This is a genomic window from Fuscovulum blasticum DSM 2131, assembly GCF_003034965.1.
Classification (GTDB): domain Bacteria; phylum Pseudomonadota; class Alphaproteobacteria; order Rhodobacterales; family Rhodobacteraceae; genus Pseudogemmobacter; species Pseudogemmobacter blasticus.
Genome location: NZ_PZKE01000010.1, coordinates 17,843 through 40,328, shown reverse-complemented (window position 1 = coordinate 40,328; position 22,486 = coordinate 17,843). Strand labels below are relative to the sequence as shown.

Annotated in this window: 26 protein-coding genes; 24 read left to right on the top strand and 2 right to left on the bottom strand. The window is 66.6% G+C overall.

Going from position 1 to position 22,486, the window contains the following annotated elements; translation table 11 throughout:
- Positions 1-8: 8 nt before the first annotated feature.
- The 4 genes from C5F44_RS11450 to C5F44_RS11435 all read left to right on the top strand — a co-directional run bounded on the left by C5F44_RS11450 (position 9) and on the right by C5F44_RS11435 (position 3,377).
- The gene (locus C5F44_RS11450) at positions 9-1,244 is read left to right on the top strand and encodes an MFS transporter (protein WP_107673672.1); all 1,236 of its coding nucleotides are present in this window, start codon (positions 9-11) and stop codon (positions 1,242-1,244) included.
- Positions 1,245-1,296: 52 nt separating this feature from the next.
- A complete protein-coding gene (gene msrA / locus C5F44_RS11445; RefSeq protein WP_107673671.1) occupies positions 1,297-1,956 on the top strand; it encodes a peptide-methionine (S)-S-oxide reductase MsrA in 660 nt (219 codons plus the stop codon).
- 83 nt (positions 1,957-2,039) lie between these two features.
- Entirely contained in the window at positions 2,040-2,933 is an 894-nt protein-coding gene (locus tag C5F44_RS11440; protein ID WP_107673670.1) for a 50S ribosomal protein L11 methyltransferase, read from the top strand.
- Between the two features lie 96 nt (positions 2,934-3,029).
- Complete coding sequence (locus C5F44_RS11435) at positions 3,030-3,377, top strand: hypothetical protein (protein ID WP_107673669.1); 348 nt, start codon at positions 3,030-3,032, stop codon at positions 3,375-3,377.
- A gap of 179 nt (positions 3,378-3,556) precedes the next feature.
- On the opposite strand, the gene C5F44_RS11430 is transcribed toward C5F44_RS11435, so the two are convergent.
- A complete protein-coding gene (locus tag C5F44_RS11430; RefSeq protein WP_107673760.1) occupies positions 3,557-3,760 on the bottom strand; it encodes a DUF1127 domain-containing protein in 204 nt (67 codons plus the stop codon).
- A 316-nt stretch (positions 3,761-4,076) separates the two neighbouring features.
- Between C5F44_RS11430 and ruvC the strand changes: the two genes are divergently transcribed.
- The 5 genes from ruvC (at position 4,077) to C5F44_RS11405 (ending at position 7,756) form a co-directional block, all read left to right on the top strand.
- Positions 4,077-4,589, top strand: a complete 513-nt coding sequence (gene ruvC / locus C5F44_RS11425) for a crossover junction endodeoxyribonuclease RuvC (RefSeq protein ID WP_107673668.1) — start codon at positions 4,077-4,079, stop codon at positions 4,587-4,589.
- Entirely contained in the window at positions 4,586-5,266 is a 681-nt protein-coding gene (gene ruvA / locus C5F44_RS11420; RefSeq protein WP_107673667.1) for a Holliday junction branch migration protein RuvA, read from the top strand. Before ruvC ends, ruvA begins: the two co-directional genes overlap by 4 nt.
- A gap of 3 nt (positions 5,267-5,269) precedes the next feature.
- The gene (ruvB, locus tag C5F44_RS11415) at positions 5,270-6,295 is read left to right on the top strand and encodes a Holliday junction branch migration DNA helicase RuvB (protein WP_107673666.1); all 1,026 of its coding nucleotides are present in this window, start codon (positions 5,270-5,272) and stop codon (positions 6,293-6,295) included.
- 172 nt (positions 6,296-6,467) lie between these two features.
- Complete coding sequence (locus C5F44_RS11410; protein WP_107673665.1) at positions 6,468-7,079, top strand: hypothetical protein; 612 nt, start codon at positions 6,468-6,470, stop codon at positions 7,077-7,079.
- The gene (locus C5F44_RS11405; RefSeq protein WP_235822612.1) at positions 7,076-7,756 is read left to right on the top strand and encodes a DUF2161 family putative PD-(D/E)XK-type phosphodiesterase; all 681 of its coding nucleotides are present in this window, start codon (positions 7,076-7,078) and stop codon (positions 7,754-7,756) included. Before C5F44_RS11410 ends, C5F44_RS11405 begins: the two co-directional genes overlap by 4 nt.
- Here the strand turns inward: C5F44_RS11405 and C5F44_RS11400 are convergent.
- Positions 7,737-8,189 carry a CreA family protein gene (locus tag C5F44_RS11400; protein ID WP_107673758.1) on the bottom strand — a complete coding sequence of 151 codons (453 nt, stop codon included), beginning with the start codon at positions 8,187-8,189 and terminating at the stop codon, positions 7,737-7,739. The two genes, C5F44_RS11405 and C5F44_RS11400, sit on opposite strands and share 20 nt — an antisense overlap.
- Positions 8,190-8,273: 84 nt before the next feature.
- Here C5F44_RS11400 and ybgC point away from each other — a divergent pair, with 84 nt between their 5' ends.
- The 15 genes from ybgC (at position 8,274) to C5F44_RS11325 (ending at position 22,482) form a co-directional block, all read left to right on the top strand.
- Positions 8,274-8,687, top strand: a complete 414-nt coding sequence (ybgC, locus tag C5F44_RS11395) for a tol-pal system-associated acyl-CoA thioesterase (protein WP_107673664.1) — start codon at positions 8,274-8,276, stop codon at positions 8,685-8,687.
- A gap of 143 nt (positions 8,688-8,830) precedes the next feature.
- Positions 8,831-9,526, top strand: coding sequence for a protein TolQ (gene tolQ / locus C5F44_RS11390; RefSeq protein WP_107673663.1), 696 nt, complete (start codon positions 8,831-8,833; stop codon positions 9,524-9,526).
- A 3-nt stretch (positions 9,527-9,529) separates the two neighbouring features.
- Positions 9,530-10,006, top strand: coding sequence for a protein TolR (gene tolR, locus C5F44_RS11385; RefSeq protein ID WP_107673662.1), 477 nt, complete (start codon positions 9,530-9,532; stop codon positions 10,004-10,006).
- Positions 9,993-11,201 (top strand): cell envelope biogenesis protein TolA, encoded by a 1,209-nt coding sequence (locus C5F44_RS18005; RefSeq protein ID WP_181318255.1) that lies wholly within the window; start codon positions 9,993-9,995, stop codon positions 11,199-11,201. The genes tolR and C5F44_RS18005 overlap by 14 nt, the downstream gene beginning before the upstream one ends.
- 109 nt (positions 11,202-11,310) lie before the next feature.
- Positions 11,311-12,648 (top strand): Tol-Pal system beta propeller repeat protein TolB, encoded by a 1,338-nt coding sequence (gene tolB, locus C5F44_RS11375; protein WP_107673661.1) that lies wholly within the window; start codon positions 11,311-11,313, stop codon positions 12,646-12,648.
- A gap of 89 nt (positions 12,649-12,737) precedes the next feature.
- On the top strand, positions 12,738-13,277 hold the full coding sequence (pal, locus tag C5F44_RS11370; protein WP_107673660.1) for a peptidoglycan-associated lipoprotein Pal: 540 nt from the start codon (positions 12,738-12,740) through the stop codon (positions 13,275-13,277).
- Positions 13,278-13,281: 4 nt separating this feature from the next.
- Positions 13,282-14,118 carry a tol-pal system protein YbgF gene (ybgF, locus tag C5F44_RS11365; protein ID WP_107673659.1) on the top strand — a complete coding sequence of 279 codons (837 nt, stop codon included), beginning with the start codon at positions 13,282-13,284 and terminating at the stop codon, positions 14,116-14,118.
- On the top strand, positions 14,109-15,389 hold the full coding sequence (gene tilS / locus C5F44_RS11360; RefSeq protein WP_107673658.1) for a tRNA lysidine(34) synthetase TilS: 1,281 nt from the start codon (positions 14,109-14,111) through the stop codon (positions 15,387-15,389). The genes ybgF and tilS overlap by 10 nt, the downstream gene beginning before the upstream one ends.
- A gap of 77 nt (positions 15,390-15,466) precedes the next feature.
- The gene (ftsH, locus tag C5F44_RS11355; protein ID WP_107673657.1) at positions 15,467-17,377 is read left to right on the top strand and encodes an ATP-dependent zinc metalloprotease FtsH; all 1,911 of its coding nucleotides are present in this window, start codon (positions 15,467-15,469) and stop codon (positions 17,375-17,377) included.
- 98 nt (positions 17,378-17,475) lie between these two features.
- Positions 17,476-18,456, top strand: a complete 981-nt coding sequence (locus tag C5F44_RS11350; RefSeq protein ID WP_107673656.1) for a magnesium transporter CorA family protein — start codon at positions 17,476-17,478, stop codon at positions 18,454-18,456.
- Positions 18,457-18,481: 25 nt separating this feature from the next.
- Entirely contained in the window at positions 18,482-19,096 is a 615-nt protein-coding gene (locus C5F44_RS11345) for an MOSC domain-containing protein (RefSeq protein WP_107673655.1), read from the top strand.
- A 169-nt stretch (positions 19,097-19,265) separates the two neighbouring features.
- Positions 19,266-20,942 (top strand): formate--tetrahydrofolate ligase, encoded by a 1,677-nt coding sequence (locus C5F44_RS11340; RefSeq protein WP_107673654.1) that lies wholly within the window; start codon positions 19,266-19,268, stop codon positions 20,940-20,942.
- 66 nt (positions 20,943-21,008) lie between these two features.
- Positions 21,009-21,320, top strand: coding sequence for a chorismate mutase (locus C5F44_RS11335; RefSeq protein ID WP_107673653.1), 312 nt, complete (start codon positions 21,009-21,011; stop codon positions 21,318-21,320).
- A 36-nt stretch (positions 21,321-21,356) separates the two neighbouring features.
- A complete protein-coding gene (locus tag C5F44_RS11330; protein ID WP_146161938.1) occupies positions 21,357-21,620 on the top strand; it encodes a hypothetical protein in 264 nt (87 codons plus the stop codon).
- Complete coding sequence (locus tag C5F44_RS11325) at positions 21,601-22,482, top strand: bifunctional 5,10-methylenetetrahydrofolate dehydrogenase/5,10-methenyltetrahydrofolate cyclohydrolase (RefSeq protein WP_107673651.1); 882 nt, start codon at positions 21,601-21,603, stop codon at positions 22,480-22,482. Before C5F44_RS11330 ends, C5F44_RS11325 begins: the two co-directional genes overlap by 20 nt.
- Positions 22,483-22,486: the final 4 nt, after the last annotated feature.

The following is a 22,486-nucleotide window of genomic DNA, read 5'->3' as shown; positions in this document are numbered from 1 at the left end:
CGCGCGGCATGATCCTGCACCGCATGACCCTTGCCGAGGCCGAACGGCTGCCGCGCTGGCGGCGGCCCGAGGCGCTGCTTTACCTCATGGCCTTTGCCATGCCGATGAGCTTTGCCACCTGGACCGCGCTGCTGAACAACTTCGTGATCGAGGCGGCGGGCTTTACCGGCAAGGAAATCGGCTGGCTGCATACGGTGCGCGAAATCCCCGGCTTTCTGGCGGTGGGGGTGATCCTGGTCCTGTGGGTGATGCGCGAACAGACGCTGGCGCTGGTGGCGCTGGCGCTGCTGGGCGGGGCGACGGCGGTCACCGCCTGGTTCACCAGCTTTGGCGGCCTGCTGGTGGTGACACTGCTGTCGTCGATCGGGTTTCATTATTTCGAGACGGTGAACCAGTCGCTGCAACTGCAATGGCTGGGCCGGGACCGCGCGCCGCGGGTGCTGGGGCGGATCATCGGCGTGGGGTCGGCGGCGTCGCTTCTGTCCTATGGGGCGATCGTGCTTTTGTGGGACAGGCTGGGCCTGGATTACAACACGGTCTATCTGGCCTCGGGCGGGATCACGCTGGCGCTGGTGGTGTTTGCCGCGCTGGCCTGGCCGCAGATCGAGGCGCCGCACCCCCAGCACCGGCATATGGTGCTGCGGCGGCGCTACTGGCTGTTCTACCTGCTGCAATTCATGGCGGGCGCGCGGCGGCAGATCTATGTGGTCTTTGCCGGCTTCATGATGGTGGAACAGTTCGGCATGAAAGTGTCGGAGATGACGGCGCTCTTGCTGGTGAACTTTGCCGTCAACATGGTGGCGGCCCCGGCCATGGGGCGGGCGCTGGGCCGCTGGGGCGAGCGCAATGTGATGGCGGTGGAATACATCGGCCTGACGCTGGTGTTCCTGGCCTATGGCGGGCTGACCTGGTTCGGCTGGGGCATCGTGGTGGCGGGGTTCCTGTATATCGCCGACCAGTTCTTCTTTTCGCTGTCCTTCGCGCTGAAGACCTATTTCCAGAAGATCGCCGATCCGCGCGACATTGCCCCCACGCAGGCGGTGGCCTTCACCATCAACCATATCGCGGCGGTCTTCCTGCCGGCGGCGCTGGGCTATCTCTGGGCGGTGGCGCCGGACAAGGTGTTCGTGCTGGGCGCGGGCATGGCGGCGGTGACGGTGGGGCTGGTGATGCTGATCCCGCGCCATCCGGCGCCCGGTCACGAAACCTTGTTGTCGCGCGGTTTGGCCCGCCCGGCCGAGTGACATTCGGCCCGCGCCCCCTATATTCCTTGGGCAGACAGATGAGGAGTTGCAGATGTTCCTTTTCGACCGCCGCAAGACCGAGATGGTGACCGCCGACCGCGCCCTGCCGGGCCGGGCCGAGCCGTTGCCCACCGCCGAGACGCATTTCCTGTCGGGGCTGCCGCTGAAAGCGCCGGTGCCCGAGGGGATGGAGGAGGCGATGTTCGGCATGGGCTGCTTCTGGGGCGTCGAGCGCAAGTTCTGGGCCGTGCCGGGTGTGTGGCTGACCATGGTCGGCTATGCCGGCGGGTTCACCCCGAACCCGACCTACAAGGAAACCTGCACCCAGTTGACCGGCCACAACGAGGTGGTGCGGGTGATCTACGACCCGAAGGTCGTGAGCTATGGCGAGCTGCTGAAGCTGTTTTGGGAAAACCACGACCCGACGCAGGGGATGCGGCAGGGTAATGACGTGGGAAGCACCTACCGCAGCGGCATCTACACCTTTACCGAGGCGCAGGAGACGGTGGCGCGGGCCAGCAAGGCCGCCTATCAGCAGGCGCTGACCGCCGCCGGGCGGGGGCAGATCACCACCGAGATCCTGCCCGCGCCGGTGTTCTATTACGCCGAGGACTATCACCAGCAGTATCTGGCGAAGAATCCTGACGGCTATTGCGGGATTGGCGGAACCGGCGTGTCCTGCCCCATCGGGGTGGGCGTCACGGCGGCCTGAAACGGGTGCGAAGGGGCCTGACGCTTGCGCCTAAGGCCCCAACCGCGTAACGCAAGGCCCACGCCCTGACCGGAGCCTGCGATATGACGACCTATTCCGCCCTTACTTCCACGCAAGGCGAAGCCGCCGCCCGCGCCTTGGCCGAGGCGGTTGAGCGGATGGAACCCGAGCCCTATGGCGTGGGCGTCTTCGAGGTGGAAGACGGGTCGGGCCTGTGGGAAGTGGCCGGTTATTTCCACGATGCGCCCGATGGCATCATCCTGGAAATCCTGGCCACGGCCTTTGGCGCCAAATCCTTCCTTGTGTCGGAGCTGCCCGAGGTGGACTGGGTGGCCAAGGTGCAGCGCGAGCTGCATCCGGTGGATGCGGGCCGCTTCTTCGTGTTCGGCAGCCATGATGCCGACAAGCTGCCCGCCGGCCGGGTGGCGTTGCAGATCGAGGCGAGCATGGCCTTCGGCACCGGCCACCATGCCACCACGCTGGGCTGCCTGCTGGCCTTTGACCATCTGTTCACCGAAGGGTTCCGCCCTGCGAACGTGGCCGACATCGGCGCCGGAACCGCGGTTCTGGCGATGGCCGCGGCCAAGGTTCTGCCCGAAGCGCGGGTGATCGCCAGCGACATCGACCCGGTGGCGGTGGATGTGTCCAAGGTGAACGTGGCGATCAACGGGCTGGAAGGCCGGATCGACTGTCTTGAGGCCGCAGGTTTCGATCATCGCCGGATCAAGGCGGCGGCGCCCTTTGACCTGATCTTCGCCAATATCCTGAAGGGGCCGCTGGTCGAACTGGCGCCGGCGATGGCAACCTATGCCGCACCGGGCGGGCGCGTGATTCTGTCGGGCCTGCTGGCAGTTCAGGCAGAAGCTGTGATTGAAACTTATCTTGGGTCAGGTTTCCGTCTTTTGAATCGCAACGATCTTGGCGAATGGTCGGCATTGGTGCTGGAAAAGGCAACCGGGCTTGAAAATAACGCCTGATTAAGTTCTCCTGAGCGAACGTTCCCTTATCCGGGCCACATTGAGGCGGCCTGTGGAAAGGGGGGCGTGTTGGAAAACGCTGTTTCCGGTGTGCAAATGTGGTCTGATCCTAATCTCAAGGAATTTTACGGCCGCGTTGAACGTATCGAAAAGATGCGCCGCAAGGGCTATGGCTTCGAGGCGCGGGGCACGCTGGGCCGGTCTTCGACCTTTCGGCGCGAAGGGTCTGTCGGGCGGCTGCTGCGGTCGCTGGTGGTGGTGATCGCCATCGGCTTTGTCCTGAAGGGCGCGATCCTGTTCCATGTCGGGGATGAAACCTATGATCGCCGGGTCGGCGAATTGGCGACCGGCACCGGCTTTGATCCGCTGGCCGCAACCCTGATGGCCGCCGATCCGGTGACGCGGATGATCGCGTCTTTCCTGGGGCAGGTCTTTCCGGCCTGAGCCTTTGGCCGAGATGCCGGGCTGAAAAGGCCGCCGTCGGGGCGGCCTTTTGCATGTTGGCGGCCGGGATGTGGTGCGGGGCCTGTGGCGCGGGGCGCGTAAAACAGAAAGACCGCCGGCAGGAACCCTGCGCGACGGTCTTTCATCGTCCGGCGACCGATGGTTCGGTCAGGGGTGGCTCAGCGCCCCAGCATCTCGATATCGCCACGGCACAGTCCGATGTCGTCCAGCTCGCGGTCCGAGAGCTTCGACAGGGCCTTGCGGGTGACACGTGCGTCGTTCCAGGCGCCGATCGTCGAGAAGACGGTCGAAAGCGCGTTGAACGCACGGTAAGTCGTGATGGCGCCGAACGGCGCCGGGCGGCTCGTTTCGATGGCGGCCATGATGGTGTTCCTTTTCACAAACTGCTCAATTCGGGGGCGTTGTGCCCCTCGGAGAGCGAGATAGACGTGCAGCGTGAGAAAAGCAATGAAGCGGCCAACAAGGCCGCCTTGCAGCCAATGCATGGCTGACACAAAGGTTTTGACGATTTTCAATCGGCCTGGGCGGCTGGCCGGCGCAAACGTCGTTATTCTGCGGCTCTGCGTCGTTTTCACGGCTTTGCATACAACCGCATCCCGAAGAATGCAACGCAGAAGTAACGTCTTGGCGGATGTTCTCTTTTCGTGCTAACCCTTCCTGCGACGAAAAGGAACAGCTATGCGCGTCATCGGCATCGACCCGGGGCTTCGGAATCTTGGCTGGGGGGTCATTGATGTGGCCGGCGCCCGGCTGTCGCATGTGGCGAACGGCATCTGCCACAGCGATGGCGCCACCGACGATCTGGCCCGCCGCCTGTGCAGCCTGCACGCCCAGTTGACCGAAGTGTTCCGCCTGTATCAGCCGGAAACCGCGGCGGTGGAGCATACCTTCGTGAACAAGGATGCGGTGGCCACGCTGAAGCTGGGGCAGGCGCGCGGCATCGCGCTTCTGGTGCCGGCGCAGTTCGGGCTGGAGGTGGGGGAATATGCCCCGAACGCGGTGAAGAAGACGGTGGTCGGTGTCGGCCATGCCGCCAAGGTGCAGGTGGACCATATGGTGCGGCTGCATCTGCCGGGCGTGCAGATCGCGGGCCCCGACGCGGCCGATGCGCTGGCGGTGGCGATCTGCCATTCCCATCATGTGCAATCGGCCGGCCGGTTGCAGCAGGCGCTGCGGAGGGCGGCGGGATGATCGGCAAGATTGCCGGGCGGCTGGACTGGAAGGGTCTGGACACCGTTCTGATCGACTGTCGCGGCGTGGGCTATATCGTGCATGTCAACGACCGCACCATGGCCGCGCTGCCCCCGGTGGGCGAGGCCTGCGCCCTTTATACCGATCTGCTGGTGCGTGAAGACCTGCTGCAACTGTTCGGCTTTCCCACCATGCTGGACCGCGAATGGCACAAGCTGCTGATGACGGTGCAGGGCGTGGGGGCCAAGGCGAGCATGGCCATTCTGGGGGCGCTGGGCGCCGAAGGGGTGGCGCGCGCGATCACGCTGGGCGATGCCCGTGCCGTGCAGGCCGCGCCGGGCGTGGGGCCGAAACTGGCGCAGCGGGTGATCCTTGAGCTGAAATCCAAGGCGCCTTCGGTCATGGCCATGGGCGCGCGGCTGTCGGGCACCGCCGAGACGGTCGAGCTGATCGAGCCGGCGCCGCCGGTGGCCGCCGCGCCCCGCAAGGCCGCGAAGGTTGACGAGGCCGCCGCCCGCCGCGCGGCCGGAACGGCGGATGCGCTGTCGGCCTTGCAGAACCTGGGCTATGGGCCGGGAGATGCGGCGCAGGCGGTGGCGACGGTTTCGGGCGAACAGCCCGACGCCGACACGGCCACGCTGATCCGGCAGGCGCTGAAACTTCTGGCGCCGAGGTAAGGCATGACCTCTGACCCCGCCCTGCGGCCCGAAAAGCTGCCCGAGGATTCCGACCGCGCGCTGCGCCCGCAGGCGCTGGAGGAATTCATCGGCCAGCACGAGGCGCGGGCGAACCTGCGCGTCTTCATCGACAGCGCCCGGATGCGGGGCGAGGCAATGGATCACACGCTGTTCCACGGCCCCCCCGGCCTGGGCAAGACCACGCTGGCGCAGATCATGGCGCGCGAGCTGGGGGTGGGGTTCCGCATGACCAGCGGCCCGGTGCTGGCGCGGCCGGGCGATCTGGCGGCGATCCTGACCAATCTGGAACCGCGCGACGTGCTGTTCATCGACGAGATTCACCGCCTGTCGCCGGTGGTGGAAGAGGTGCTGTATCCCGCGATGGAGGATTTCGCGCTGGATCTGGTGATCGGCGAGGGGCCGGCGGCGCGGACGGTGCGGATCGACCTGCAACCCTTCACGCTGGTGGGGGCCACCACGCGGCTGGGCCTGCTGACCACGCCGCTGCGCGACCGTTTCGGGATTCCGACCCGGCTGCAATTCTATACCGAGGACGAGCTGCATGAGATCGTTACCCGGGGCGCGCGGCTTCTGGGCGTGCAGGCGGAGGAGGACGGTTGCCGCGAGATCGCGCGGCGGGCGCGGGGCACACCGCGGATTGCCGGGCGGCTGTTGCGGCGGGTGGTGGATTTCGCGCTGGTCGAGGCGGGCGGCAAGATCAGCCGCGCGCTGGCCGACCGGGCGCTGACCCGGCTGGGGGTGGACAATCTGGGGCTGGATGGCGCGGACCGGCGCTATCTGGTGCTGCTGGCCGAGAATTACGGCGGCGGGCCGGTGGGGGTGGAAACCATCGCCGCGGCACTGAGCGAGCCGCGCGACGCCATCGAAGAGGTGATCGAGCCCTATCTGCTGCAACAGGGCCTGATCCAGCGCACCCCGCGCGGCCGGATGCTGGGCGCCAAGGCCTGGCGCCACCTGGGCCTTGAGGCGCCGCGCGCCCCGGGGCAGAGCGACCTGTTCGACGGGTGACCCCCTGGCCGGCGTCGGGCGGCGGGGGCGCTGCCCCCGCACCCCCGGGGTATTTGGGCCAAGAGGAAGGGGCTTGGGGCGGTGAGGTGGTTCTGGCGTCGCTGTGCGGCGGGGGCTTGACCCGCGCGGGTCGGCGGGGGATGACCGCGCCGCCGCCGAGAGGAGCCGGACCATGACCCCGCAGGAGATTGAAGCCCTTTTCACCCGCGCCGACGGCAGTTTCCTGTGTGCGCGCTGGGGGCGGCCCATCGTGCCGGTGGTCTTTGGCATCGAGGATGCGACGCTGCCGGTGGTGAAGGGGGCGATCGAGGCGGTGGTGGCGCTGGCCGGGCACCGGATGGCCGAGACCGACCCGGAACTGGGCGCGAACCTGATGGTCTTCTTCTTCCGCGACTGGGCCGAGCTGCCGCAGGTGCCGAACCTTGACCGGCTGGTGCCGGGGCTGGCCGGTCTGTGTACCCGGCTTGAGGCCGAGGGGGCGAACCAGTACCGGGCCTTCCGCTTTGACCCGGACGGCGCGATCCGTGCGGCCTTCGTGTTCCTGCGGATGGATGACCACCTGTCGGCCGTTCCGGCCGAGACGCTGGCGCTGGCGCAGGCGGTGCAGATCATCCTGCTCTGGTCGGACCGGGCCTTTGCAGCAGGGGCGCCGCTGGTGCGGGCGGGCGAGGCGGTGATGCTGCGGCCCGACATCGCCGCGCTGATCCGCGCCGCCTATGACCCGGTGCTGTCGGCGGTGGCGCAGGACCGCAGCCATGCTCTGCGGCTGGCGGCGCGGCAGTGAAAGAGGCCGATCTGTCCGCCCCCGTCAAAGCCTTCCTTGAGGCGCAGGGCTATGAGGTGAAGGCCGAGATCGGCGCCTGCGACCTGATGGCGGTGCGGGGGGACGAGCCGCCGGTGGTGGTGGAACTGAAGCTGACATTCTCGCTGGCGCTGGTGATGCAGGGGGTGGCGCGGCAGGCGCTGTTCGATGCGGTTTACCTTGCGGTGCCGCTGGGGCCGCGGGGCTGGGGCGCGCGCTACAAGGAGATCATCGCGCTGTGCCGCCGGCTGGGGCTGGGCCTGCTGGCGGTGCGGGGCGACGTGGTCGAGGCGCATCTTGACCCCGGCCCCTATCAGCCACGCCGGAATGTCCGGCAGGCAGGGCGGCTGTTGCGGGAGTTTTCGCGGCGGGTGGGCGATCCGAACACCGGGGGCACGACGGGCATCCGCCGCGTCACCGCCTACCGGCAGGATGCGCTGCGCTGTCTGGCGGCGCTGTCGGGCGGGGCGATGAAGGCGGCTGCGGTCGCGGCGGCGACCGGCGTCGCGCGGGCGGCTGTCCTGATGCGGGACGACCACTACGGCTGGTTCGAACGAGAGGCGCGCGGCATCTACCGGCTGACGCCGAAGGGGCGCGCGGCCCTGCAGGATGAGGCGACCGAACTCGCGCGGCTGGGGGTTACTCAGGCAGCGGGATGACCGAGATCGACATCTTGCCCGAGCCTTGGGTAATTTCGCTGGCATGGGCCAGGTAGATCAGGGCGTTTGACCGGGCATCGTAGATCCGCGTCACTTCCAGCGTCTTGAGGATCAGGGACTGGCGTTCCGAGAACACCTTTTCGCCGTCTTCGCCGGTGTCGATGTCGCCCAAGGTGATGGGGCCGGTCTGGGTGCAGTCGACGGCGGAATAGCTGGGGTCTTCGAACCAGTTGCCGTTGGTCAGCCGGTCATAGATCGAGCGTTCGAAATAAGCGAGGTGACAGGTCACGCCCTGCACCTTGGGGTCGGGGATGGCTTCGATGATGATGTCGTTTCCGACCCAGTCAACGCCGACGCGGCCCACTTCTTCGGCCATGGCGGGCAGGGCGGACAGGGTAAGGGCAAGGGCAACTGCGGGGGCGGCAAGGCGCATGGCGGGTTCCTTTCGGGCGGCGGGGGTGGTGGCATTCCCGCAGAAGAAAGAATAGGAAGCCAGCATCGCCGTTGCGAGGCCAGCATGTCCGATATTTCCGCCCATAGCCTGCCTGTCCGGGTTTATTACGAGGACACCGACCTGGCCGGCATCGTGTATTACGCCAATTACCTGAAGTTCATCGAACGGGGCCGCAGCGAATGGGTGCGGGCGCTGGGGGTGGACCAGACCGCGCTGAAGGCGGGGCAGGGCATCGTGTTTGCGGTGCGCCGGGTCGAGGCCGATTATCTGCGGCCGGCGAAATTCGGCGATGACCTCACCGTCACCACCCGTCTGCGCGAGATGGGCGGGGCGCGGATCGTGGTGGAGCAGGAGGTGCTGCGCGCGGGCGAGCGTCTGTTCCAGGCGGTGGTGACGCTGGTCTGCCTGAGCGACGACGGCCACGCCGCCCGTATTCCCGCCGAGGTGCGCGCCCGGCTTTCGCCGCCCGTTCACTAGGCACAGCCAAGACGGATTGGCGCGAAGTTTGATGCGCGGGGGACCGCCAGTCGCCAACTTGTGTTGGCAATCCCTCTGTATCCTTGCTAGAATCAGGGGTAACGGACCGGGAAACGGCCCGACGACATAACAGAGCAGGCGTAATGGAAACGGAAACCCTCGCATTGGCGCAGGAGATTGATTTCTCCTTGCTGGCCCTTTTCGCGCGCGCAACGCTGACGGTGAAGATCGTCATTCTCATGCTGTTGGGCATGTCCTTCTGGTCATGGGCGATCATCATCCAGAAACACATCATGTTCCGCGCCGCGCGGAACGAGGCGTCGATCTTCGACCGCGCCTTCTGGTCGGGCGAACCGCTGGATGAGCTGTATGAGAAGATCGGGTCAGACCCGCAGGGGGCCAGTGAAAAGGTCTTTGCGACCGGGATGCTGGAATGGCGGCGCAGCCACAAGCAGGACGGCGCCCTGATCGCCGGCGCGCAGGCCCGGATCGACCGGGCGATGGATGTGGCCATCGCGCGCGAAAGCGAGAAACTGAACAAGGGGCTGAGCTTCCTTGCGACCACCGGGTCAACCGCGCCCTTCATCGGGCTGTTCGGCACGGTCTGGGGGATCAAGCACAGCTTCGAGCAGATCGCGCTGAGCCAGAACACCAACCTTGCGGTGGTGGCCCCCGGCATTGCCGAGGCGCTGATGGCCACGGCGGTGGGTCTGGTCGCGGCCATTCCTGCCGTGGTGTTCTACAACAAGCTGAACGCCGACAGCGAACATATCCAGGGCGGCTATGAAAGCTTTGCCGATGAGTTCGCGACGATCCTGTCGCGCCAGTTGGACGCGTAGGTCATGGGCGCCGGGGTCATCAAGAAAGGCGGTGGCGGTGGGCATCGCCGCCGGCGTCGCGGCACCGCCGCCGCGATGAGCGAGATCAACGTCACGCCCTTTGTGGACGTGATGCTGGTGCTGCTGATCATCTTCATGGTGGCGGCACCCATGCTGACGGTGGGGGTGCCGGTCGAACTGCCGAAGACGGCGGCCAATGCTCTGCCGACCGAGCAGGAAGAACCGCTGACCGTCACGCTGACAGCCGACGGTCTGGTCATGGTGATGACCACCGAGGTGGCGCCCGACGAGCTGATCCCCAAGCTGAAGGCGATCGCGGCCGAGCGGACCAGCGACAAGATCTTTCTGCGGGCCGACGGGTCGCTGCCCTATGAACGGGTGGCGCAGGTCATGGGGGCGCTGAACGCCGGCGGCTTCACCAACCTTGGCCTTGTGACCGATGCGCAGGGTCCGGCTTTCGGCGCGGATGGCCAGGACTGAACCGATGGAAACGCGGTTGCAATCGGGCACGCTCTATTCTGGAATAGGGCATGCCGGGGCGCTCCTCTGGGTTCTCCTGGGGGACTGGCTGTTTGCGCCTGAACCACCGCAGGAGATCATCTCGACCCAGGTGTCGATGATTTCCGAGGCCGAGTTCGCGGCGATGCAGTCGGCGGCCCCGTCGGGTGCCGCCGAGGCGCCGGAACAGCCGTCCGAGATTGCCGCGCCCGAGCCGGTGCAGCCCGAGGCCCCGGCGGCGGAACCCGCGGTGGAAACGCCACCCGCGCCGCGCCCGGAGCCGCAGCCCGAACCGGAACCTGCTCCCGAACCGGAACCAGCGCCCGAGCCTGACCCCGAGCCGCTTCCGGTTGCCCCCGAACCGCAGCCCGAAGAGGTTGTGGTCGCCCCTGAAGAACAACCGCTGCCGTCGCTGTCGTCGTCGATGCGGCCAAAGCCCAAGCCCGCCGATCGCGTGGCACCTGCCCCGGTGGACGTGCCGGAAGATGCGCAGACATCCGAGGCCCCGGAAGAGGCCGTAAGCCCCGAACCGACGCCCGAGCCGCAGGTCGTGGAAGACACCACGGAAGAGACCTTGCCGCAGGAATCCGGCGACGTGCTGCGCACCGAGGCAACCGAGGAACAGGACCAGTCGCTGGGCATGACCGCCAGCATCCGGCCGAAGTCCAAGCCCGCCCGGCGCCCCGCCGCGACGGAAACCCCGACCGAGACCGCCGCAAGCAGCGAGTCCGGCAGTGCTGCCGAAAACGATGCCATTGCCGCGGCGCTGGCCGAGGCCACCGCCGAGGAACCCAGTTCCAGCAGCTCCAGCAGCAGCGCGGCCAGTTCCGGGGGGGCCAGCAGCGGACCTGCGGGCCCGCCGCTGAACGCGGGCGAGATCGGCGACATCCGGTCGGCCATCGGCAACAAGTGGAACCTTGGTGCCGTCTCGACCGATACGATGAGTACGGTCGTGGTGGTGCGGGTGGAGTTCGCGCCTGACGGGCGGCCGGGCAATATCAGCCTGATCGAAAGCAGCGGCCCGACACAATCGGCCATCGACACCGCCTTCAGCGCCGCCCGCCGCGCCATCCAGCGTGCCTATACCGAAGGCGGCATCCCGTTGCCGCCCGACAAATATGATACATGGAAGGTGCTGGATCTGGTCTTTGACGCCAACGGGATGAGATTCAGATGACCGACAGCCGCCACAAGACTATGGGCAAAAGGCCGAGCATTTGCCGGAATTCCCCTGAAACACCGACCCCATCCAAGGGTAAAAACAAGAAAAACGGAGCCAGAGGCATATGAGACCGTCTTTTCGATTTGTCACAGTCCTGATTGCGCTTGGTCTTGCGGCATTTGCCGGGCCGGCCGCGCAGGCGCAAGACGCCCCGCCGCCGCGCATCGTGATCGGCGCCGGTGTGATCGAGCCGATGCCTATTGCCGTGCCGGCCTTTGTCGATGAAGGCGGCGCCAGCGATCTGGCCCGCGACCTGAGCCGGGTCGTGGCCTCGGACCTGGTTGGAACCGGGTTCTTCCGCGAGATTCCGGCCGATGCGCATATCAGCCGGATCACCAGCTTTGACGGCGGTGTTGCCTTTGAAGACTGGAAGGCGGTCAATGCGCAGGTGCTGATCACCGGCGCGGTTTCGGCCAGCGGCGACCGGATCACCGTCAAGTTTCGCGCCTATGACGTGCTGAACGGCAAGGTCATGGACGGTGCCGCGTTGCAGTTTGCCGGCACCACGGCAGGCTGGCGGCGTATGGCGCACAAGGTGGCCGATGTGGTCTATTCCAAGATCACCGGCGAAGGCGGCTACTTCGACAGCCGCGTGGTGTTCGTCAGTGAAAGCGGCCCCAAGAACGCCCGCCTGAAGCGGCTGGCGGTTATGGATTACGACGGCGCGAATGTGCAGTATCTGACCGACTCGGGGTCAATCGTGCTGGCGCCGCGCTTTTCCCCCACGGGCGACCGCATCCTTTACACCAGCTACGAAACCGGCTTTCCGCGCATCACGCTGATGGATGTGGGCAGCCTCAAGCGGCGCACGCTGGAGGAACAGCCGGGCACCATGACCTTTGCGCCGCGCTTCTCGCCCGATGGTGGCACGGTGGTGTTCAGCCTGGAACGCGGCGGCAACTCTGACATCTATGCGCTGAACATCCGCTCGGGCCAACTGAGCCAACTGACCAATTCGCCCTCGATCGAGACGGCGCCTTCGTTCAGCCCCGACGGCAGCCAGATCGTGTTCGAAAGCGACCGCTCGGGCACCCAGCAGGTCTATATCATGCCGGCTTCGGGCGGCGAGGGCCGCCGCATCTCGGGCGGCGAGGGGCGCTACTCCACCCCGGTCTGGTCGCCGCGCGGGGACCTGATCGCCTTTACCAAGCAGAACGCGGGGCGGTTCCACATTGGCGTCATGCGCACCGATGGCAGCGAAGAGCGCCTGCTGACCGCCAGCTTCCTGGACGAAGGCCCGACCTGGGCGCCGAACGGCCGGGTGATCATGTTTACCCGCGAAACCAGCGGCGGCGGCGGTCAGGCCTCGCTGTGGTCGGTTGACATCACCGGGCGGAACCTCAAGCAGATCCCGACTGACGGGCCGTCCAGCGACCCGGCCTGGTCGCCCTTGCTGCCGTGATCGTGACGCGCGCCCGATTCCCTTGGGCGCGCAAACCTGCTAGACAAGGCCAAATGCCCGATTTCGCGCGAACGAGAAGGATTCTCCCGATGATGCTTGCCCCCAAGGCCCTGCTTGTTTTGGCCGCTCTGACGCTGGCCGCCTGCCAGAACCCCGACCGCTATGGTTCGGGCGGGGCCGGCGGTGCCGGTGGCATGGGGGGCGCCGGCGGATCGGGCGGCTATATCGACACCACGGGTCTGGGCGACCCCAGCGATCCGCGGTCGATTGCCTATTTCAACCAGACGGTCGGTGACCGGGTGCTGTTCGCGGTTGACCAGTCGACCCTGTCGCCCGAGGCGCGGACGATCCTTTCGGGGCAGGCGGGCTGGCTGAACCAGAATCCGGGCTATGCGATCATCATCGAAGGCCATGCCGACGAGAAGGGCACCCGCGAATACAACCTTGCGCTGGGCGCCCGCCGTGCGGCCGCCGTGCAGCAGTTCCTGATCAGCCAGGGCGTGGCCGGCAACCGGATGAAGACCATCTCTTACGGCAAGGAACGCCCGATCGAGGTGTGTTCGGAAGAAGCCTGCTATGCCAAGAACCGCCGCGCCGTGACGGTGCTGTCGGCGGGCGCGGGGGTCTGACGCGATGCGTCGTACCCTGCGACTTGCCCTTCTGCTGACGGCGCTTCCCGTCGCCGCGCTTGCGCAGGACAAGGCGCAGACGCTGGCGGACATCCGGGTCGAGCTGGGCCAGCTTGCGGCCGAATTCAACGCGCTGAAGGCCGAGACCGTGGCCAGCGGCGCCTCGGCCAGCTTCGGCGGCGGCGATGCGCTGCAACGGATGGATGCGATCGAGGCCGCGCTGGCGCGGCTGACCTCGCGCGCCGAGGACGTTGAACTGCGGCTGAACCGGGTGGTGGCGGACGGCACCAACCGGATCGGCGATATCGAGTACCGCCTGTGCGAGGTGACCGAGGGTTGCGACCCGATGAACCTTGGCAAGACCTCGGTGCTGGGCGGCGCGACCGGGGCTGCGGCCCCTGCGGCGGCGCCGGCCCCCACGGGCACCACATCCAGTGCAACAGGCGGTGCAGAAATGGCCGTCGCAGAAAAAGACGACTTCGACCGGGCCAAGGGGGTGCTCGGTCAAGGTGACTTTCGCCAAGCTGCAACGCTCTTTGAGGCCTATGCCCAATCCTATCCTGGCGGGCCGCTGATCCCCGAGGCGAACTATCTGCGGGGCGAGGCGCTGACCAGCCTGGGTGAGACGTCCAACGCGGCCCGCGCCTATCTGGACGCCTATTCCGCCGATCCGCAGGGCCAGTTCGCGCCGGACGCGCTGCTGAAACTGGGGCAGGCGCTGGGCGCCCTGGGCCAGACGCCCGAGGCCTGCGTGACGCTGGCCGAGGTGTCCACGCAATATCCGGCGTCACAGGCCGCAACGCAGGCGCCGGTCGCCATGCAGGGGCTGGGGTGCCCGTAAGCGCAGGCGGCGGGCTGACCGGCGCGGGCAGCGACGCCCGCCTTTTGCAGGTGGCCCGACAGGGCCTTGACCGGACCGGCCCCCCGCACGGGGCGCTTGGCCTTGCCGTTTCGGGCGGCAGCGATTCCCTGGCGATGCTGCATCTGATGGCCGAGGCCGCCGCGACGGCGGGCCGGGCCTTGCAGGTGGTGACCGTGGACCACGGGCTACGGCCCGAGGCGGCTGCGGAAGCCGAGTTTGTGGCCGGCATCTGTGCCGGTCTGGGGCTGCCGCATCGGGTGCTGGTCTGGGATCATGGCGGCCGTATCGAGGGCAATCTGATGCAGACGGCGCGGCGGGCGCGCTATCGGCTGATGGCCGATTGGGCCGTGGCAGCGGGCATCGGGGATATTGCGCTGGCCCATACCGCCGATGATCAGGCCGAGACCTTCCTGATGGGGCTTGCCCGCGAGGCGGGGCTGGACGGGCTGACCGGGATGAGCGGCAGCTTTGCGGAAGGCGGCGTGCGCTTCCACCGCCCGTTCCTGCGCCAGACCCGCGCCGATCTGCGCGGCTATCTGGCCCGGCGGGGCGTGGCCTGGATCGACGATCCGTCGAATGACAATGACCGTTTCACCCGCGTCCGGGCGCGGCGGGCGCTTGGCGCGCTGAAGCCGCTGGGCATTACGGTGGATCGGCTGGCTGCGGTCATCGACCATCTGGCGATGGCGCAGGGTGTGGTGACGGGGGCCGTTGCCCAAGCCGGGCGCGATCTGGTGGCCGAGGGGGCGGGGGGGCTGATGTTCGACGCCTGCGCGCTGTGGGCCTGCGATGCCGAGGTGGCGCGGCGGCTGCTGGTGGCGATGGTGCGCTGGATCGGGGGGGCGGACCATCCGCCCCGGGCCGCCAAGATTGCCGCCCTGACCGCGGGCTTGCGCGAGGGCCGCGAGGCCACGCTGGGCGGCTGCCGGTTCCGCCAGAAGGCGGGCAGGGTAAGCGTGACGCGCGAGATGCGGGCCGTGCAGGGCGCGGTGCCGCTTGGACAGATCTGGGACGGGCGTTGGCGCGTTACCGGGCCGGGTGGTGCGGGGCTGGAGATCCGCGCCCTTGGCGCGGCCGGTTTGCGGCTTTGCCCGGACTGGCGGGCGACGGGAATTGCGCGGCCGGTGCTGGAGGCAAGCCCGGCCATCTGGCAGGGCGAAACGCTGATCGCGGCGCCTTGCGCGGGGTTTGGCGCCGGCTGGGGCGCGGAAACGGCGCCGGATTTCGGAAGTTTCCTGTTATCGCATTGAACCCTGCCCACATCTGACTATCTTGGAGACAAGACCGCGGCCCGAGACGGGCGCGCGGGCAATGCGGGAGTCTTTTCGTGAACAATGCACGAAACATCGCCTTCTGGGTCGTTCTGCTGCTGCTGATCCTGGCGCTTTTCAATCTGTTTTCCGGGGGGCAGACGGCCCTGTCATCGCGGACCCTGTCCTATTCGGACTTCATCGCCCAGGTTGATTCCGGCAAGGTTGCCAGTGTCACGCTGGATGGCGAGCGGGTGATCGTGCGCGGGTCGGACGGTTCGACCTACACCACGATCCGGCCGGAAGGCGAAATCCTGGCCGACCGGCTGATCGGCAAGGGCATCGAGGTGCAGGCCACGCCGCAACAGCAATCTGGCTTCATGTCGCTGCTGATGACCTTCCTGCCCTTCCTTGTGCTGATCGGCATCTGGATCTTCTTCATGAACCGGATGCAGGGCGGTGGCCGGGGCGGCGCCATGGGGTTCGGCAAGTCGAAGGCCAAGCTGCTGACCGAGAAGAACGGCCGTGTCACCTTTGACGATGTGGCCGGCATCGACGAGGCCAAGGAAGAGCTGGAAGAGATCGTCGAATTCCTGCGCAACCCGCAGAAGTTCAGCCGTCTGGGCGGCAAGATCCCGAAGGGCGCGCTGCTGGTTGGCCCGCCCGGCACCGGGAAAACCCTGCTGGCCCGCGCCATTGCGGGCGAGGCGGGGGTGCCGTTCTTCACCATTTCGGGCTCTGACTTCGTGGAAATGTTCGTGGGCGTCGGCGCATCCCGTGTGCGCGACATGTTCGAACAGGCCAAGAAGAACGCGCCCTGCATCGTCTTCATCGACGAAATCGACGCCGTGGGCCGTGCGCGCGGCGTGGGCATCGGCGGCGGCAACGACGAGCGCGAGCAGACGCTGAACCAGCTTCTGGTGGAAATGGACGGGTTCGAGGCGAATGAGGGCGTGATCATCATCGCGGCCACCAACCGCAAGGACGTGCTGGACCCCGCCCTGCTGCGGCCCGGCCGGTTTGACCGCCAGATTCATGTGCCGAACCCCGATATCAAGGGGCGCGAGAAGATCCTGTCGGTTCACGCCCGCAAGGTGCCGCTGGGGCCGGATGTTGACCTGCGCACCATCGCGCGCGGGTCGCCGGGCTTCTCGGGTGCGGACCTGATGAACCTGGTGAACGAGGCGGCGCTGATGGCCGCGCGGGCGGGCCGCCGCTTTGTCACCATGGTGGATTTTGAGAACGCCAAGGACAAGGTGATGATGGGGGCCGAGCGTCGCAGCATGGTGCTGACGCAGGACCAGAAGGAAATGACCGCCTATCACGAGGCCGGCCATGCCATCGTCGGGATGAGCCTGCCGAAATGCGACCCGGTCTACAAGGCGACGATCATCCCGCGCGGCGGCGCGCTTGGCATGGTGATGAGCCTGCCCGAAATGGACCGGCTGAACTGGCACAAGGACCAGTGCGAGCAGCGCATCGCCATGACCATGGCGGGCAAGGCGGCCGAAATCCTGAAATGGGGCGCCGAGTCGGTGTCGAACGGACCGTCGGGCGACATTCAGCAGGCATCGGCGCTGGCCCGCGCCATGGTGCTGCGCTGGGGCATGTCGGATGTGGTGGGCAATATCGACTATGCCGAAGCCGCCGAAGGCTATCAGGGCAACACCGGCGGCTTCTCGGTTTCGGCCGAGACGAAGCGGGCGATCGAGCAGGAAGTGAAGCGCCTGATCGACGAGGGCTATGAAAAGGCCCGCAACATTCTGATCGAGCGTCAGGAAGACTGGGAACGGCTGGCCAAGGGGCTGCTGGAATACGAAACCCTGACCGGCGACGAGATCCGCAAGGTGATTGCGGGCGAGAAGCTGGGCGAGGACGACGATGCCGACACGCCCGCGCCGGGCGGCGGGGCGCCGTCTGTGGCGGCGATTCCCAAGACGAAAAAGCCCCGGTCGCCGAAGCCCGACCCGGAACCGGCGCCGCTGTAAAGGCCCGCCAGACAGGAAGGCCCCGCTTTGGCGGGGCCTTTTGCTTTTGGCCGGGCTTGGCTAGGGTCGTCCCACCAACAGCCTTGCGGAGAGCGGCGATGATCACGGCATATCGGGCGCGCGACAACCGGCTGGAGCGTATAGACCCCGAGGATGGCGGTCTGCTGGATGCCGTCTGGATTGACCTGGAAGCCCCGACCCCGGCCGAGGAAGATGCGGTGGAGGCCGCGCTGGGGCTGGACATTCCCACCCGCGAGGACATGCAGGAAATCGAGGTGTCGTCGCGGCTTTATGATGAGCGGGGCGCGCTGTTCCTGACCGCGCAGGTGGTGGCCATGCCGGTGGGCAAAGACCCGGAAACCGGCCCTGTCACCTTTGTGCTGACGCGGGAACGTCTGGTGACGGTGCGCTATCACGCGCCGCGGTCGATGGCCTATTTCGCCGAGCGGGTGGTCGCGCAGCCGTTGGGCTGCACCAATGGGCAATCCACCATGCTGGCGCTGCTGGAAACGCTGGTGGACCGTCTGGCCGACATTCTGGAGGGCGAGATGCGCAAGCTGGACGCGCTGACCCGTGCCATCTTCGAGGCGCATCGCCCCAAGGGCCGGGCGCAGACGCTGGCGGTGATCATGCAGCGGATCGGCCGGGCGGAAGACCTGAACGGCAAGGTTTCGGAAAGCCTGGCGACGATCCAGCGGATGCTGGGGTTCCTGTCGGTGCCCTCGGGCGGGGCGGCGGCGCTGTCGGCGCTGAAGGGCATCGACAAGACGCGGCTGAAGGTGCTGATGCGCGACGTGAAATCGCTTCAGGAAACCGCCGGAACGCAAGAGCGCAAGATCCTGTTCCAACTGGACGCCACGCTGGGGGTGATCAACATCCAGCAATCCGACATCATCAAGATCTTCTCGGTGGTCGCCTTCGTCTTCCTGCCGCCGACACTGATTGCCAGCATCTACGGGATGAACTTCGAACACATGCCGGAGGTGAAATGGGAGTGGGGCTATCCGATGGCGCTGGTGGCCATGGTGCTTTCGGCGCTGGTGCCCTGGCTGATCTTCCGCTGGAAGAAATGGCTGTGACTGTCGCATTCCCGGAGGTGCAAGAATGCCTGCCCTGATCCCCACCCAATTCCGCGGCACTGTCACCTGGCTGGGCGTGCAGCGCCGGCCGGTGGAAAAGCTGGAGATCTTTGGCGAGCCGGTGGCGGAAATGCCGCTGACCTTTGCCGGCTTTGCGCCCGAGGTTCATGCCGGGCTGACCCGCCCGTCCTGCAGCCGGGTGCTGGCGCAGCATCCGCGCGGCACGACGATCCGCAATGCGCGGCAACTGTGCCTGGTGTCGGCCGAGGATCTGGCCGAAATCGCCGCCCGCCTGGAGATGGAGCGGATCGACCCGGCCTGGCTGGGGGCCAGCGTGGTGATTGCCGGGCTGCCCGATTTCAGCTTCCTGCCGCCGTCATCGCGGTTGCAGGGGCCGGACGGGGTGACGCTGGTGGTGGACATGGAAAACCGCCCCTGCCAGGAACCGGCGGTGACCATGGCCAAGGCCACGGGCGGGCAGGGCAAGGCGTTCAAGACCGCGGCCAGGGGCCGGCGCGGCGTGACCGCCTGGGTGGAGCGGGAAGGCACGCTGCGCCTGGGCGATTCGCTGGTGCTGCATGTGCCCGACCAGCGGGTTTGGGCGCATCTGGAGGCCGCGCGGGCCGGGGCGGCGGGCTAAGGCGCCGGCCCATCGTTGCGTTCCTTGTTCGCGAGTTTCCGATCGGAAACCGGCCACGCCGAATTTCGCGGGGAACACGTCGCAAACCGGCCTCGAACCGGGCGGATCGCCCGGTATCACGTCGCTAACGGAACATCCGGCAAGAAACCGGGCCCCCAGGGAGTGCGACATGGCCTTCAAGACCGACATCGAAATTGCGCGCGAAGCCAAGAAGAAGAACATCATGGAAATCGGGGCCAAACTTGGCATCCCGTCCGAAAGCCTGCTGCCCTATGGCCATGACAAGGCCAAGGTCAGCCAGGAGTTCATCAAGGGTCTTGCGGGCAAGCCCGATGGCAAGCTGATCCTGGTCACCGCGATCAACCCGACGCCCGCCGGCGAAGGCAAGACCACCACCACCGTGGGTCTGGGCGACGGGCTGAACCGCATCGGCAAGAAGGCGGTGATCTGCATCCGCGAAGCCAGCCTTGGCCCGAACTTCGGGATGAAGGGCGGGGCGGCCGGCGGCGGCATGGCGCAGGTGGTGCCGATGGAGGAGATGAACCTTCACTTCACCGGCGACTTCCACGCGATCACCAGCGCACACAACCTGCTGTCGGCGATGATCGACAACCACATCTACTGGGGCAACGAATTGCAGATCGACGCCCGCCGCGTGGTGTGGCGCCGGGTGATGGACATGAACGACCGCGCGCTGCGCGACATTGTGGTGAACCTGGGCGGCGTGTCGAACGGCTTTCCGCGCCAGACCGGGTTCGACATCACGGTCGCAAGCGAAGTGATGGCGATCCTGTGCCTGTCGAACGATCTGGAAGACCTGCAAAAGCGGCTGGGCGACATCGTGGTGGCCTATACCCGCGAGAAGAGGCCGATCTATGCCCGCGACATCAAGGCCGACGGTGCGATGACCGTTCTGCTGAAGGACGCGATGCAGCCGAACCTGGTGCAGACGCTGGAGAACAACCCGGCCTTCGTGCATGGCGGCCCGTTTGCCAACATCGCCCATGGCTGCAACAGTGTGATCGCCACCAAGACCGCGCTGAAATTGGGGGAATATGTGGTGACAGAGGCCGGTTTCGGGGCCGATCTGGGCGCCGAAAAGTTCTTTGACATCAAATGCCGCAAGGCGGGGCTGAAGCCTTCGGCGGCGGTGATCGTGGCCACCGTCCGCGCCATGAAGATGAACGGCGGCGTCGCCAAGGCCGATCTGGGCACCGAGAACATCGAGGCGGTCAAGAAGGGCTGCCCGAACCTTGGCCGCCATATCGCCAACGTCAAATCCTTCGGTGTGCCGGTGGTGGTGGCGATCAACCACTTCTACAGCGACACCGACGCGGAAATCGCCGCGGTGAAGGAATATGTCGCGGCGCAGGGCGCCGAGGCGATCCTGTGCCAGCACTGGGCGAAGGGATCGGAAGGGATCGAGGCGCTGGCGAAGAAGGTTGTCGCGCTGGCCGAAGGCGGCAGCGCCAATTTCGCGCCGCTTTACCCCGACGAGATGGGCCTGTTCCAGAAGATCGAGACCATTGCCAAGCGCATCTACCACGCCGACGAGGTGCTGGCCGACAAGTCGATCCGCGACCAGCTCAAGGCCTGGGAAGCGGCGGGTTACGGCCATCTGCCGATCTGCATGGCCAAGACCCAGTATTCGTTCAGCACCGATCCGAACCTGCGTGGCGCGCCCACCGGCCATTCGGTTCCGGTGCGCGAGGTGCGGCTTTCGGCCGGGGCCGGGTTCATCGTGGTGATCTGCGGCGAGATCATGACGATGCCGGGCCTGCCCAAGGTGCCGTCGGCCGAGGTGATCCGGCTGAACGATCAGGGCTTTGTCGAGGGGCTGTTCTAAGCCGCCGCATTGCCCTTTCCGGTCGGCCCGGCTAATTCCTTGGGCCGACCAGAAGGGACCAAGACGATGCGCAAGCCTGCTGATTGCACGACCATGGCCCATATCCGGGCCGAGATCGACCGGCTGGATGATGATCTTGTCCGGCTGTTTGCAGAACGGGCGGGCTATATCGACCGCGCGGCCGAGATCAAGGCGGGGGTGGACCTGCCGGCCCGGATCAACGACCGCGTGGAAGAGGTGGTGCAGAACGTGCGCCGCCACGCCGAAACCTACGGGCTGCCGCCCGATCTGGTGGAAAAGCTGTGGCGGCGTCTGATCGACTGGTCCATCGCGCGGGAAGAAAGCCGCCTTGGGCCGGACAGTCTGCGGAAGGGATGAATGGTGGCAACACACCACGGCAGGCCAGGAGGAAGGTTGCTGGAGGTTGTACTTGCCCTGTTGTTTGCTGTCTTTTCCGGTGCGTTTCTGGTCGTTTGCGCGGTGCTCCCCGTCTATTTGCTGACGATCTTCGGAGTTAAGGGGGGACGCCGTGTCGGCAGGTTGGGCATCGCCTCGCTGGTGACTGGTATCTTCCTTCTGAAATACCCCTGGAGTGCCTTGCTGAGATACTACCGCTACGAGGCGCATACGCTGCGCCCGATCAAGGACGAAACAACGAATGACCGCCACCCTGATTGACGGCAAGGCCATCGCGGCCCGAATGCGTGCGGATGTGCGGGCCGATGCCGAGGCGCTGGCCGCCGCGGGCTGGGTGCCGAAGCTGATCTCGATTTCGGTGGGCGATGTGGCGGCGGCGGAGCTTTACGTTCGCAACCAGCACCGGCAGGCCGAGGCCGCCGGTGTGGCCTTCGAATCGCGCAATTACCCCGAGACGATCAGCCTTGAGCAGTTGACGGGCGTCATCGCCGGCCTGAACGCCGACCCGCGGGTGAACGGCATCATCATCCAGCGCCCGCTGCCCGGGCATATTCCGGTGAAGGCGCTGCAAAAGGCCGTGCATCCGCTGAAGGATGTGGAAGGGATGCACCCGGCCTCGATCGGGAACATCGTCTATAATGACCTGACGCTTGGCCCCTGCACGGCGGTTGCCGCGGTGGAAATCCTGAAGACCCTGCCGCTGAAGATGGAAGGGCTGGATGTCTGCGTGATTGGCCACAGCGAGATTGTCGGCAAGCCGATTGCCTTTCTGATGATGGGGCTGGGGGCCACGGTGACGGTGTGCCACCACATGACGCGCCAGGTCGCGCTGCATTCGCGCGCGGCGGATGCCGTGTTCGTGGCGGTCGGCAAGCCGGGGCTGGTGACGGGGGCGATGCTGAAACCCGGCGCGGCGCTGATCGACATCGGCATCAACCGCACCGCCGACGGGCGGGTGGTGGGCGACGCCGATTTCGACAGTTGCGCCCAGGTGGCCGGCTGGATCACCCCGGTGCCGGGCGGGGTGGGGCCGGTGACGGTGGCGATCCTGATGAAGAACGCCGTTCTGGCAACACGGATGCAGATGGACCATTACCGCGCCGCCTTTGCGGCCGCGGTCTGAGAAG

Bases quoted from the DNA above. Each gene is read 5' to 3' on its own strand.
- tolQ (WP_107673663.1), top strand. From the start codon at position 8,831: ATGGAAACGGAAACCCTCGCATTGGCGCAGGAGATTGATTTCTCCTTG.
- C5F44_RS11335 (WP_107673653.1), top strand. From the start codon at position 21,009: ATGCGCAAGCCTGCTGATTGCACGACCATGGCCCATATCCGGGCCGAG.
- C5F44_RS11410 (WP_107673665.1), top strand. From the start codon at position 6,468: ATGACCCCGCAGGAGATTGAAGCCCTTTTCACCCGCGCCGACGGCAGT.
- tolR (WP_107673662.1), top strand. From the start codon at position 9,530: ATGGGCGCCGGGGTCATCAAGAAAGGCGGTGGCGGTGGGCATCGCCGC.
- tolB (WP_107673661.1), top strand. From the start codon at position 11,311: ATGAGACCGTCTTTTCGATTTGTCACAGTCCTGATTGCGCTTGGTCTT.
- C5F44_RS11440 (WP_107673670.1), top strand. From the start codon at position 2,040: ATGACGACCTATTCCGCCCTTACTTCCACGCAAGGCGAAGCCGCCGCC.
- C5F44_RS11340 (WP_107673654.1), top strand. From the start codon at position 19,266: ATGGCCTTCAAGACCGACATCGAAATTGCGCGCGAAGCCAAGAAGAAG.
- C5F44_RS11345 (WP_107673655.1), top strand. From the start codon at position 18,482: ATGCCTGCCCTGATCCCCACCCAATTCCGCGGCACTGTCACCTGGCTG.
- C5F44_RS11435 (WP_107673669.1), top strand. From the start codon at position 3,030: ATGTGGTCTGATCCTAATCTCAAGGAATTTTACGGCCGCGTTGAACGT.
- pal (WP_107673660.1), top strand. From the start codon at position 12,738: ATGATGCTTGCCCCCAAGGCCCTGCTTGTTTTGGCCGCTCTGACGCTG.
- ybgC (WP_107673664.1), top strand. From the start codon at position 8,274: ATGTCCGATATTTCCGCCCATAGCCTGCCTGTCCGGGTTTATTACGAG.
- ybgF (WP_107673659.1), top strand. From the start codon at position 13,282: ATGCGTCGTACCCTGCGACTTGCCCTTCTGCTGACGGCGCTTCCCGTC.
- C5F44_RS11450 (WP_107673672.1), top strand. From the start codon at position 9: ATGATCCTGCACCGCATGACCCTTGCCGAGGCCGAACGGCTGCCGCGC.
- C5F44_RS11400 (WP_107673758.1), bottom strand. From the start codon at position 8,189: ATGCGCCTTGCCGCCCCCGCAGTTGCCCTTGCCCTTACCCTGTCCGCC.
- ruvC (WP_107673668.1), top strand. From the start codon at position 4,077: ATGCGCGTCATCGGCATCGACCCGGGGCTTCGGAATCTTGGCTGGGGG.
- C5F44_RS11350 (WP_107673656.1), top strand. From the start codon at position 17,476: ATGATCACGGCATATCGGGCGCGCGACAACCGGCTGGAGCGTATAGAC.
- C5F44_RS11325 (WP_107673651.1), top strand. From the start codon at position 21,601: ATGACCGCCACCCTGATTGACGGCAAGGCCATCGCGGCCCGAATGCGT.
- C5F44_RS18005 (WP_181318255.1), top strand. From the start codon at position 9,993: ATGGCCAGGACTGAACCGATGGAAACGCGGTTGCAATCGGGCACGCTC.
- ruvB (WP_107673666.1), top strand. From the start codon at position 5,270: ATGACCTCTGACCCCGCCCTGCGGCCCGAAAAGCTGCCCGAGGATTCC.
- ruvA (WP_107673667.1), top strand. From the start codon at position 4,586: ATGATCGGCAAGATTGCCGGGCGGCTGGACTGGAAGGGTCTGGACACC.
- C5F44_RS11430 (WP_107673760.1), bottom strand. From the start codon at position 3,760: ATGGCCGCCATCGAAACGAGCCGCCCGGCGCCGTTCGGCGCCATCACG.
- msrA (WP_107673671.1), top strand. From the start codon at position 1,297: ATGTTCCTTTTCGACCGCCGCAAGACCGAGATGGTGACCGCCGACCGC.